The organism is Winogradskyella sp. (genome assembly GCF_025210595.1).
GTDB lineage: Bacteria > Bacteroidota > Bacteroidia > Flavobacteriales > Flavobacteriaceae > Winogradskyella.
In genome coordinates, this window is sequence record NZ_JAOARH010000153.1 from 1 (window position 1) to 12328 (window position 12328).

Annotated in this window: 11 protein-coding genes and 1 pseudogene; 11 read left to right on the forward strand and 1 reads right to left on the reverse strand. The window is 30.4% G+C overall.

What is annotated here, in order from left to right; all coding sequences use genetic code 11:
- From N4A42_RS14255 to N4A42_RS14270, 4 genes and pseudogenes are all read left to right on the forward strand, one after another.
- Nucleotides 1-284: pseudogene (locus N4A42_RS14255) on the forward strand (prephenate dehydratase); the annotation flags it as partial.
- Nucleotides 281-1423, forward strand: a complete 1143-nt coding sequence (locus N4A42_RS14260) for an aminotransferase class I/II-fold pyridoxal phosphate-dependent enzyme (protein WP_294075411.1) — start codon at nt 281-283, stop codon at nt 1421-1423. The pseudogene N4A42_RS14255 and the gene N4A42_RS14260, both read left to right, overlap by 4 nt.
- A 4-nt stretch (nt 1424-1427) precedes the next feature.
- A complete protein-coding gene (locus N4A42_RS14265) occupies nt 1428-2279 on the forward strand; it encodes a prephenate dehydrogenase (RefSeq protein WP_294075414.1) in 852 nt (283 codons plus the stop codon).
- A 76-nt stretch (nt 2280-2355) separates the two neighbouring features.
- Entirely contained in the window at nt 2356-3438 is a 1083-nt protein-coding gene (locus N4A42_RS14270; RefSeq protein WP_294075416.1) for a bifunctional 3-deoxy-7-phosphoheptulonate synthase/chorismate mutase type II, read from the forward strand.
- A gap of 9 nt (nt 3439-3447) precedes the next feature.
- Here N4A42_RS14270 and N4A42_RS14275 read toward each other — a convergent pair whose 3' ends face one another.
- A complete protein-coding gene (locus tag N4A42_RS14275) occupies nt 3448-4110 on the reverse strand; it encodes an ion channel (protein WP_294075419.1) in 663 nt (220 codons plus the stop codon).
- Between the two features lie 246 nt (nt 4111-4356).
- On the opposite strand from N4A42_RS14275, the gene rsgA reads away from it, so the two are divergent.
- The 7 genes from rsgA to queA form a co-directional block, all read left to right on the forward strand.
- Entirely contained in the window at nt 4357-5301 is a 945-nt protein-coding gene (rsgA, locus tag N4A42_RS14280; RefSeq protein WP_294075422.1) for a ribosome small subunit-dependent GTPase A, read from the forward strand.
- A gap of 26 nt (nt 5302-5327) precedes the next feature.
- Complete coding sequence (gene dtd / locus N4A42_RS14285) at nt 5328-5780, forward strand: D-aminoacyl-tRNA deacylase (protein ID WP_294075424.1); 453 nt, start codon at nt 5328-5330, stop codon at nt 5778-5780.
- 108 nt (nt 5781-5888) lie between these two features.
- Nucleotides 5889-7805, forward strand: a complete 1917-nt coding sequence (locus tag N4A42_RS14290; RefSeq protein ID WP_294075426.1) for a DUF3857 domain-containing protein — start codon at nt 5889-5891, stop codon at nt 7803-7805.
- Nucleotides 7806-7810: 5 nt separating this feature from the next.
- Nucleotides 7811-9757 carry a transglutaminase gene (locus N4A42_RS14295; protein WP_294075428.1) on the forward strand — a complete coding sequence of 649 codons (1947 nt, stop codon included), beginning with the start codon at nt 7811-7813 and terminating at the stop codon, nt 9755-9757.
- The gene (locus N4A42_RS14300) at nt 9757-10083 is read left to right on the forward strand and encodes a nucleotide pyrophosphohydrolase (protein WP_294075435.1); all 327 of its coding nucleotides are present in this window, start codon (nt 9757-9759) and stop codon (nt 10081-10083) included. Before N4A42_RS14295 ends, N4A42_RS14300 begins: the two co-directional genes overlap by 1 nt.
- Nucleotides 10084-10114: 31 nt before the next feature.
- A complete protein-coding gene (locus N4A42_RS14305) occupies nt 10115-11383 on the forward strand; it encodes a 3-phosphoshikimate 1-carboxyvinyltransferase (protein ID WP_294075431.1) in 1269 nt (422 codons plus the stop codon).
- 171 nt (nt 11384-11554) lie between these two features.
- Nucleotides 11555-12328: tRNA preQ1(34) S-adenosylmethionine ribosyltransferase-isomerase QueA (queA, locus tag N4A42_RS14310; protein WP_294075433.1), on the forward strand; the 774-nt coding region annotated here is incomplete at its 3' end.

The following is a 12328-nucleotide window of genomic DNA, read 5'->3' on the forward strand; positions in this document are numbered from 1 at the left end:
AAAATCATCAAGTTGAACGAAAAGGACTTAATAAGGCTTCTTTAAAATTTGAATTAGATCATAAACGTGGTAGCTTAGCTACAATACTCAACGTTATGAGTGATTGCAAATTAAACCTAACCAAAATACAGTCTTTACCAAAAATTGAAACTCCTTGGAAGTATGTCTTCTTTGTAGATATTACCTTCAACGATTACGAAGATTATGAAAAAGCACATTCAATTATACAGATAATGGCAGAGAATTTTAAAGTTTTAGGCGAATATAAAAATGCGAAATTATGATAGAAGTAGCTAAAAGATTGAAACACGTAGAAGAATATTATTTTTCTAAAAAGTTAAAAGAAATAGCCTTTTTAAAGTCGCAAGGAAAACCAATTATTAACCTAGGAGTTGGTAGCCCAGATTTAGAACCGCCTTTTAAAGCAACAATGTTGTTAAAAGATAGCTTAGACGAAGAAGGAGCTAATAATTATCAAAGCTATCAAGGTTTGCCAGAACTTAGAGATGAGATAGCAAATTTTTACAAAAAAAGATATAAGGTTAACCTCAGCGGACAGACAGAGGTGTTACCGCTTCTTGGTAGTAAAGAAGGCATAATGCATATTTCGATGGCTTTTTTAAATAAAGGAGATAAGGTATTGGTGCCAAATCCTGGTTATCCAACCTATTCAGCTGTAACTAAGCTTTTAGAAGCTAAGCCAATTTTGTATGACTTAAAAGAAGAAAATAATTGGTTACCAGATTTTATAGCCCTCGAACGATTAGATCTAAAAAAAGTAAAAATAATGTGGATTAATTATCCGCATATGCCAACAGGAGCTAATGCTACTAACAAATTTTACGATGAAGTAATTGCTTTTGGAAAAAGACATAACATTCTTATTGTAAACGATAATCCATATAGTTTTGTATTGAATAATAGACCAATAAGCATTATGCGTTATAATAATGCAAAAGAGGTTTGTTTAGAATTAAACTCATTCAGCAAGACATTTAATATGGCAGGATGGCGAGTAGGCATGCTTGTAGGAAGTTATGAGCATTTAAGTGCTGTGTTAAAAGTAAAGAGCAATATAGATTCTGGTATGTTTTATGGTATACAAAAGGGAGCTATAGAAGCTTTAAAATGTTCAGACATGTGGTTTGTAAGTTTAAATAGTGTTTACGAACAAAGACGAGAGCTTATATGGAAACTAGCCGAAGCACTAAACTGTACTTATGATGAATATACGACAGGACTTTTTGTTTGGGCAAAATTACCTCCTCATATGAAATCTGAAGAATTTACAGATTTGGTATTAAAAGAGCATTCTGTTTTTGTAGCTCCAGGGACAGTTTTTGGTAGCAATGGTGAAGGTTATGTGCGATTTTCATTATGCTCTTCAGAAGAAATAATTAAAGAAGCTATAGCTAGGATTTAGGTATATGAAGAATGTTTTTATCATTGGAGTAGGATTAATAGGTGGGAGTTTTGCCTTAGATATTAAAAAGCAAAAACCAGAGTATACCATTTTTGGGATAGACAAAAGTGAAGATCACTTAAATGAAGCTTTTAACTTGGGTATAATAGATGGTAAAGCAAGCTTTAAAGATCTAGAAAAAGCTGATTTGGTTATTGTAGCCATACCAGTAGATGCAACAATAGAAGTGCTATCAAAGGTGTTAGATGTAATCTCAGAAGAAGCCATAGTATTCGATGTAGGTTCTACAAAAGAAGATATATGCCTTAAAGTTAAGCATCATCCTAAGCGAAGAAATTTTTTAGCTGCTCACCCAATAGCAGGTACAGAATATTCAGGGCCAAAAGCTGCAATTCATGGTTTATATAAAGATAAAACCAATATTATTTGCGAAGTAGAAGAGACAGCATTTAAACTTCAAGAAAGAGCTTTGGGCTTATTTGCAGATTTAGGAATGCGTATTCGTTATATGAATCCTAAGGCACATGATAAGCATATTGCTTATGTTTCGCATTTATCACATATCAGTTCTTTTATGTTAGGAAAAACAGTGATTGAAAAAGAAAAAAATGAACGTGATATTTTTGATATGGCAGGTAGTGGTTTTGAAAGTACTGTGCGGTTAGCCAAAAGTTCTCCAGCAATGTGGACACCAATATTTAAACAAAATAAAACCAATGTAATTGAAACATTAGATGGTTATATAAGTAATTTAAAACAGTTTAAACAATTTATAGAGGACGAAAATTTTGAAGCAGTCTATAATGAAATGGAAGCTACCAATCATATTAAAGATATTTTAAAAGGAATAAGCTAAAATGTAAGATTGATAAAGCTTAAAGTATAAATTATAGCTAATAGAATAGAAGTTAGAGAAAGAGATTAATAGTGAAATGGAAAATAAGAAAGAATTAAGGAATTGGCTAGATGCATTTAATTTAGAGCATCCATTAGTTATTGCCGGTCCTTGTAGTGCAGAGACAGAGCAACAGGTTTTGAAAATAGCGCACCAGTTAAAAGATAGCGATGCTACAGTATTTAGAGCTGGAATATGGAAACCTAGAACACGTCCAGGTAATTTTGAAGGCGTAGGGGCTTTAGGTTTAAAATGGCTTCAAAAGGCAAAAGAAGAAACAGGAATGTTAATTACTACAGAAGTTGCTAATGCAAACCATGTAGAGTTAGCTTTAAAGCACGATGTAGATATTCTTTGGGTTGGTGCGCGTACAACGGTAAGCCCATTCATTATTCAAGATATAGCAGATGCTTTAAAAGGAACTGACAAAACAGTTTTGGTTAAGAATCCTGTAAATCCTGATTTGTCTTTATGGTTAGGTGCTGTAGAACGATTTTATACAAATGGTGTTAATAATTTAGGAGTTATTCATAGAGGATTTTCAACATATGAGAAAACACGTTATAGAAATAATCCGGAGTGGCAAATTGCGGTAGATTTACAAAACCGTTTTCCAGATTTACCACTAATTTTAGATCCGTCGCACATAGCTGGTCGCAGAGATATTATTTTCGATTTAAGTCAAACAGCATTAGACCTTAACTACGACGGATTGATGATAGAAACACATCACGATCCAGATAGTGCTTGGAGTGACGCTGCGCAACAAATTACACCAGAAACTTTAATTCAGTTCACAAAAGATTTACGTATAAGAAAAGAAGTTGGTGAAGCGGCTGCGTTTAAAAACAAAATAAATACGTTAAGAACTAAAATAGATGTTATAGATCATCAACTTATTGAAATTTTAGGAAAGCGTATGCAAGTTGCAGATGATATAGGAACGTTAAAGAAAAAGTATAATGTTGCAGTATTGCAAAATAAGCGTTGGAATGAGATTTTAGGGAAAATGATTTTAGAAGGTGAAGAAAAGAATTTAAGCGAAGAGTTTATACTGCGTATGTTTAAAGCTATTCATCAAGAGTCAATTAATCATCAAGAAGAGATTATTAACAGTTGATTGTATAGTTTATTTTCTACTATAGTTTATATACTTGCCAACAACAAAAGCGGTAATAATGACCATATAAAATTGTCCTAGTAAACCAATAAGAATTGCTGCTTTTTGGGCTATTGTAGTAACCGGAACAATTTCACCATAACCAATAGTCATTAAAGTAATAAAACTATAATATAATATATGATTAGACTTCTCGTCTATGGTAATTGATTTATGAAACATTACACTGTCAAATGATCCAGGATGAGCCATTTCAACTGTCATAAATATAAAGAAGCCAACAAGTCCAAGTGTTATATATCCTGATATAACACCTAAGATTAGGTTTTTGCTTACTTTTTTAATTTGCCATATTTGCTTAGTGATTTCGTAGGTAATACAAACGTAAAAAAGGAAATAAAACCCAAAGCGAAGGAGATCTACACTTAAGTTATCGGTGTTTAATACTGTAAAGCCAGACATAAAAGCCGTAATAATGAATAATACAATGATTACTTTCTTTGTTTTTTTATTTGAAATTAAGTTGATACCAAAAAGAATGTTTAATAATATGCTGATAGGAAACAGATAGCTATAAAAGAAGGCATCTGTAAATATTAATGTTCCAAATAAATTAAAAATTAAAGTAAATAAGAATAGCTCAAATCTATAGGCTTTTATAGTTTTTTTCATGGTGCTACATATGTTCTTAATAATTAAAAACAAAAGTAAGTCTAAATAAATTACAATGTTGTTGATTTATAAAATAAGCGTTGTAATGAGATTTGAAATAAAATAATTTTAGAACGTTTATAGTCATTTATTAAGAGTCGATTAGTTATTAGGAAGAGTTTCTAATTAATTAGAGTAATATTAAAAAGATTAGCTATTGATAGTCTTTTTTTGTTCTATTAAACTATATTAGTCATCTTTGTAATAATGACAGGAACAGTATATAAATCTACCGGAAGTTGGTACACCGTTAAAACAATGAACGGTAAATTCTACGAATGCAGAATTAAAGGAAGGTTTAGGCTTCAAGGTATTAAAAGTACCAATCCAATTGCAGTTGGAGATAAAGTACAGTTTGAGCTAGAAACCAAAAATAATACTGAAACAGGTGTTATAAATCGTATTGAAGAGCGAACCAATTATATTGTTCGTAAATCAGTAAACTTATCTAAGCAAACGCATATTATTGCATCTAATGTAGATCAGGTGTTTCTTTTAATTACTATAGATAATCCACCAACATTTACCAGTTTTATAGATCGTTTTTTAGTTACCGCAGAAGCATATTCGGTTAAAACGGTATTACTATTTAATAAAATAGATACCTATGATTCAGAAACTATACTAGAAGTAAAATATTTGTCTAATGTCTACAAACAAATAGGATATGAATGTATAGAGATTTCTGCTAAAACAGGTCAGAATATTGATAAGGTAAAGGCTTTAATGGTAGATAAAGTAAGTATGTTTTCTGGTCATTCAGGTGTTGGTAAATCTACTTTGGTTAATGCTATAGAACCTTCTTTAGAGTTAAAAACAAAAGAAATTTCCGAACAACATATGCAAGGGCAACACACTACAACCTTTGCTGAGATGTTCGACTTAAGTTTTGGTGCTAAAATAATTGATACGCCAGGTATAAAAGGTTTTGGTGTGGTTGATATGGAGAAAGAAGAAGTAGGTGATTATTTTCCTGAGTTTTTTGCATTAAAGCAAGATTGCAAGTTTAATAATTGCTTGCATCTTAAAGAACCAAAATGTGCCGTTAAAGAAGCATTAGAAAATGATGAAATATCTTATTCTAGATATCGTAGTTATATTCAAATTTTAGAAGGAGAAGATGAGCATTACCGAACTGATAATTATGAGTAAAGCCTCCTTTTAGGAATTTAGAACTTATGAAAGTAGTCATACAAAGAGTATCAGAAGCATCAGTAATTATTAATAGTAAAACAGTAACTTCAATTGATGAAGGGTTTTTAATTTTATTAGGTATTGTAAATGAAGATAACCAAGAAGATATTGATTGGTTGTGTAAAAAAATAGCAAACCTTCGTGTTTTTCCTGATGAAAACGGTATTATGAACACCTCTTTACTTGATGCTAAAGGAGATGTTATTGTAGTGAGCCAGTTTACACTTCATGCCAGTACAAAAAAAGGAAATAGACCAAGTTACATAAAAGCAGCAAAGCCAGATGTTGCTATTCCTTTATATGAAAAATTTAAAGAAAAGCTTCAGTTAGAAATAGGTAAGCCAATACAAACTGGTGAATTTGGTGCTGATATGAAAGTACATTTAGTTAATGATGGACCTGTGACCATTATTATAGATTCTAAAAATAAAATATAAAATGTTAATATATTGGATGTTATAGGTTTATTTAGGTGAGAAAAATATGATAATAATCATTTAAAGCGCTATATTTACTTTTTATATTGCTTAGCCAAACTTATTTATATGCCCAACATAAAATATACCATCTCTGCATTACTTTTCTTTATCTCATTTTTTACTCTAGCTCAAAACGACTATATATATAGCTCTAAAACTATTCCTAAGAACCTTACAGGTAAGGCAAACGCTGTAGTAAGGTATAATGAGATAAATGTTGTTATAGAATCTAAAGATGAGTTAAGTATTATTGAAAAAAGAGTAGTTACCGTTTTAAATGAAAAGGGGGTTTCTGCTATTGGTGCTTACTCAGGCTATGATAGGTATAACAAAATAAAAAAAATAGAGGCAAAAGTTTTTAATGATAATGGTGAAGAAATAAAAAAGTTTAAAAAGAAAGATTTTATTGATAGAAGTGCGGTAGATGGAGGAACATTGTATTCGGATTCTAGGTTATTGTTAATGGGTTATACGCCAGTATCTTATCCTTTTACGGTTGAGTTTTTGTGCGAAATAGAATCTTCTAATACGGCTGCAATTCCAACATGGAGGCCAATAAATAACTATTATGTAAGTGTACAAAAAGATAGTTATAATTTAATAGATAATGCCAATTTAGGTCTGCGCTATAAAGAAAAAAACTTCGATGAATACAATATTACTAAAAAGAATACGTCACATTCTCTTAGTTATACCTTAGAGAATAGTAATTCGTTATTAAATGAAGACCTAAGTCCAACTTATAATAGTTTATTCCCTCAGGTTTTAATAGCTGTAGAAAATTTTTCGTTTTATGGAGTAGAAGGTAAGGCTAAAAACTGGTTAGAATTTGGAGAATGGATAAATAATGCACTTTTAGAAGGAAGAAATGAAGTTATGGAAGAAACAAAGGAAGAAATTTTAAAGCTAACAGATACTTATATAGATCCTCTAGAAAAGGCTAAGGTTGTTTTTAAATTTGTTCAAGAAAATACAAGGTACATAAGTGTTCAGGTTGGTATTGGTGGAGTACAGCCTATTTCTGCATTAGAAGTCGATGAGTTAAAATATGGAGATTGCAAAGGGTTAACTAATTATACTAAATCTTTACTAGATGTTGTAGGGGTAACGTCTTATTATACCATTGTTGAAGCAGGTAGAGCAATTATAGATTTAGAAGATGATTTTGCCTCTTTAGAACAGGGTAATCATATTATATTAGCAATACCAACAAATGATGATATGGTTTGGTTAGATTGTACAAGTCAACAACATCCTTTTAATTTTATTGGTGATTTTACAGATAATAGAAATGTACTTGTTGTGAAACCTAATGCGAGTAAAATAGTAAAAACAAAAGTTTATATAGATAGTTTAAACTATCAAACAACTAATGCAAATATTAAATTAGAAGCCAATGGAGGATTTGCTTCTAAAATTATAAGAAAAACTAGTGGTTTACAATATGATAATAGGTTTAATTTAGAAAGAAAAACAAATGATGAGGTTATAAAATTTTATAAATACCACTGGAGTTATATTAACAATTTAAAGATATTACAATATAAGTTTCATAATAACAAAAATGATATTGAGTTTACAGAATATTTAGATGTAAAAGCAGATTCTTATGCTTCAATTTTGGATAAAAATATTCTTTTTAAACCCAATTTTTTAAACCAAAATTCCTTTATTCCTACAAGATACAGAGAAAGAAAAATGCCCTTCGAAATATCTAGAGGCTACTTAGATGAAGATTTGTTTAATATAGAAATACCGGAAGGTTATGAAATAGAGGCGTTACCAGATATTGTATATATAAAAAGTGAATTTGGTGAATATAAACTTGAGTTAAGTAGTAACGATAACTTAATTACATACAAACGAAAATTATTTATAAAAAAGGGACAATACTCACGTACAGATTATAAGAGTTATAGGGATTTTAGAAAACAAATATCAAAAGGGGATAATTCTAAAATTGTATTAAAATTAATTAATTAATTATCATGAAAAAAATTCAAATTCTTTTCCTTTTAATTGGGTTCATTCAATTTTCTTTCGCACAAGAGGTTAAATTTGGTAAAGTATCTAAGGCAGAATTGATAGAAAAATTTTATGATAAAGACTCTTCTGCAAATGCTGTAATATTGTATAGAAATCAAAAAACATATATTGCTATTAGTCCTGCATCCATAGATTTAATTACTGAAGTTCATGAGCGTATTAAGATATACAATAAGGAGGCTTTTGATAAGGCTACTCTTTTATTTACATTGTCTAAAGATGGTAATAGTAAAGAGCGTGTAAGTAAATTAAAAGCGTATACTTTTAATTTAGAAGGTGATAAAATCAAAAAAGTAGAACTTGAGAAAGATCAAATTTACAAGAATGAGTTCAGCGATTATATGGATGAATTCAAGTTTACTATGCCTGAGGTTAAGGAAGGTTCAGTTTTGGATATTAAATATAAGATTATATCTCCTTTTTATTTTGATGTTGATGAGTTTAGGTTTCAATATGACATACCTGTAAGAAAACTTGATGCAGAACTTAGAACTCCAGAAGGTGTTAATTTTAATGCAATCTCTAAAGGTTATCTTAGTTTTTATCCCAAACGATTTAGTTCAAGAGATGCTTCAGCTAATATTAAAGTTAATGTTTTAAGTTATTCATTAGAAGATATTCCTGCTTTAAAAGAAGAGATTTTTGTTGATAATATTAATAATTATAGAGCTGGTGTTGTTTTCGAACTCAAATCGATTACTATGCCAGGTCAGCGACCTATTTATTATTCAAAAACATGGGGAGATGTTGCTAAGATTATTGGTAATACAAATGACTATATTAATAAACTAGATAAAACAAAATCTTTTGATGATTATTTGGATGCTTTAATTGTGGATGATAAAGATGATATTAATAAGATGGGAACTGTTTTTAAATATGTCAAGGAAAATGTTATATGGAATGGTATAGATGGGAAGTATTTTCAAAAAGGAATTCGTAGGGCATTGAAAGAACGAAAAGGGAACGCAGCTGATGTCAATTTGACATTAGTTGCAATGCTAAGATATGTTGGTTTAGATGCAAATCCTTTAGTTATTAGTACTAGGGATAATTTGGTGCCTTTTTTTCCTACACTAAATAGATTAAATTATGTCATTGCTTATGTTGTTATTAATGATAAACAGTATTTTTTAGACGCTACAGAAGAGTTTAGTGATATTAATTTACTTCCAATTAAGGATTATAATTGGAAAGGTATTTTAGTAGATAATAATAATATGGTTTGGCGAAATATAAGGATTAAGGAGCCAAATATGGCTGTTTCACAATATATAGTCAATGCTAAGATTGATGAGGAAGGTGTCTTAGAAGGAGATTTAAAAGCTAGATATACTAATCATAGTGCCTATCAATTTAGAAAAATGTACAAGGATAAAAACTTAGAAGAGTTTTTAATAGATAAGGAAGAAAAATTAAGTAATATAGAGATTTCTGATTATAAAGTAGAGAATGCAGAAACATATAAAAATTATGTCTCAGAATCATTCGGTTTTTATAAAGAATCTTTTTCAGATATTGTTGGAGATAAGATGTATATTTATCCCAGTGTTTTCTTTGCTACTTTAGAGAATCCATTTAAATCGGAGATGCGTGAATTTCCTGTAGATTTTGGGTATCCTATAAAAAAAATCTATATGACCAATATAGAAATCCCATGCACTTACATGGTTATTTCAATTCCAAAGCCAATTATATTGCAATTACCAAATAATTTAGGGGAGTTTAAATTTTCTTCCAAATTAATTGGGAATAAGATTACTTTAGCTATGTCTTTAGAGATAAAAAAACCAATAATTGGATCCAACATGTATCCTTATTTGAAGGAGTTTTTTAATCAAATGATTAACAAACAGAAAGAACAAGTTAAATTAAAAAAGATTGAATGATGAATGTGAAAAACGCCCAAAAAGAAGTAGATAATTGGATAAAAGAACATGGAGTAAGGTACTTTAATGAGCTAACCAACATGGCGCAACTTACCGAAGAAGTTGGTGAGGTAGCACGTATTATCGCCAGACGTTATGGTGAGCAGAGCGAAAAAGAAAGTGATAAAGATAAAGATCTTGGTGAGGAATTGGCAGATGTAGTTTTTGTGGTATTGTGCTTGGCAAACCAAACAGGTATTGATCTACAAGCATCTTTTGATAAAAAAATGGACAAAAAAACAAAGCGAGACCACGACAGACACCATAATAACAAAAAATTAAAGTAGGTTTGTAGTACCATTACTAAACTTAGGGATCTTGAATATCCAAATCTTTAAATCGTCAATTGTTAATTGTCATTCGTCAATTGCTATTACAGGCTCAAAAAGTGAATCTAATCGTTTGCTTTTAATTCAAGCTCTGTATCCTCAAATAACGATTGATAACTTGTCTAATTCAGACGATTCGGTATTAATGCAGAAAGCGCTTCAAACGTCAATTTCTAATTCGGTTTCGTCTTCAGTAGATATACATCATGCTGGTACAGCTATGCGGTTTTTATCGGCATATTTTTCTATTAAAGAAGGGTGTGAAGTTCTTTTAACGGGTTCTTCTCGTATGAAAGAACGACCAATAAAAATTTTAGTAGAAGCTTTACGGCATTTGGGTGCAGATATTCAATATGCAGAAAATGAAGGTTATCCACCATTACGAATAAAAGGTAAAAAACTAACAAATTCTAAAGTAACTCTAAAAGCTAATGTTAGCAGTCAATACATATCTGCATTGTTACTTATAGCTTCAAAATTAGAAAATGGGTTAGAGCTTACTTTAGACGGAACTATTACCTCTATTCCTTACATTAAAATGACCTTGCAACTGCTTCATCAAATAGGAGTGGAATCTCATTTTAAAAATAATGTTATAACAGTTAAACCTCAAATTTCAAATCTCAAATCAAAAGCTTTAACTGTTGAATCTGATTGGTCTTCAGCTTCTTATTTTTATAGTATTGTAGCGTTAAGTGATTTGTGTACTGAAGTAACTTTAACTTCATACAAGAACAATTCGCTTCAAGGAGATTCGGTATTGTCAGACATATATAAAGCATTTGGGGTTGAAACTAAGTTTGAAAATAATTCTATTACTATAACCAAGTCTTCAACTACGAGCCATCAATCTTCTATTGATTTAAATTTAAGCAATGCTCCAGATATAGCACAAACTATTGTAGTAACGGCTTTTGGTTTAGGGTTAGAATGTAGTCTAAAAGGCTTACATACCTTAAAAATTAAAGAAACCGATAGGCTAGTAGCACTTAAGAATGAATTAGAAAAGCTTGGAGCTGATATTGCTATTACAGATACTTCCTTACATCTAAAACCGTCTAAGGTTATAAATAAAAATGTTACAATAGCCACTTATAAGGATCATAGAATGGCTATGGCATTTGCTCCTTTAGCTTTAAAGACAACATTAAGTATTGAAAACGCAGATGTTGTTAGTAAGTCTTATCCGCAGTTTTGGGAAGATTTAAGCACTATAGGTTTTCAAATAAATCATATTGAAGTAGAAAATACTGACTAGGCATTTAAAGAATGGGTTCAAAAATATTGAAGCAAATCTTTTTTGGAGTAACTTACTTTATGATAGTTAGGTTTTAAATCTTAATTATAGTGCAAAATAAACCTTTAATTACTTGACAAGGCCTATTTTGAGATTGTATATTTGCAACTTCAAAAAAATAAACACTCATATATGAAATTATCTAACTTTAATTTTGACCTTCCAGAAGAATTATTAGCCGAACATCCTGCAGAACACAGAGATGAATCTAGGTTAATGGTTTTGGATAGAGCTAATCAAACTATTGAACACAAACTTTTTAAGGATGTAATTGATTACTTTGATGAAGGTGATGTAATGATAATGAATAACACTAAAGTTTTTCCTGCTAGGTTGTACGGTAATAAGGAAAAAACTGGTGCACGTATTGAAGTATTTTTATTAAGAGAGTTAAATAAAGAACAGCGTCTTTGGGATGTTTTAGTAGATCCTGCACGTAAGATTAGAATTGGTAACAAGCTTTACTTTGGTGATGATGAAACTTTAGTTGCTGAAGTTATAGATAATACAACCTCTAGAGGACGAACGCTACGTTTTCTTTATGATGGATCTTATAACGATTTTAGAAATAAGTTAACGGAACTAGGAGAAACACCACTTCCTAAGTATATTAAAAGAGAAGTAGAGCCAGAAGACGAAGAGCGTTATCAAACTATATATGCAAAGAATGAAGGAGCTGTAGCAGCACCAACTGCAGGTTTACATTTTTCTAAACATTTATTAAAACGTTTAGAAATTAAAGGAGTAGATATGGCAGAAGTAACACTTCATGTTGGATTAGGTACATTTAATCCTGTAGAGGTAGAAGATCTTTCTAAGCATAAAATGGATAGTGAAGAGATTGTTATTAGCCAAAGAGCAGCAGATGTTGTAAATAATGGTATTGAGAATAAAAGACGTATATGT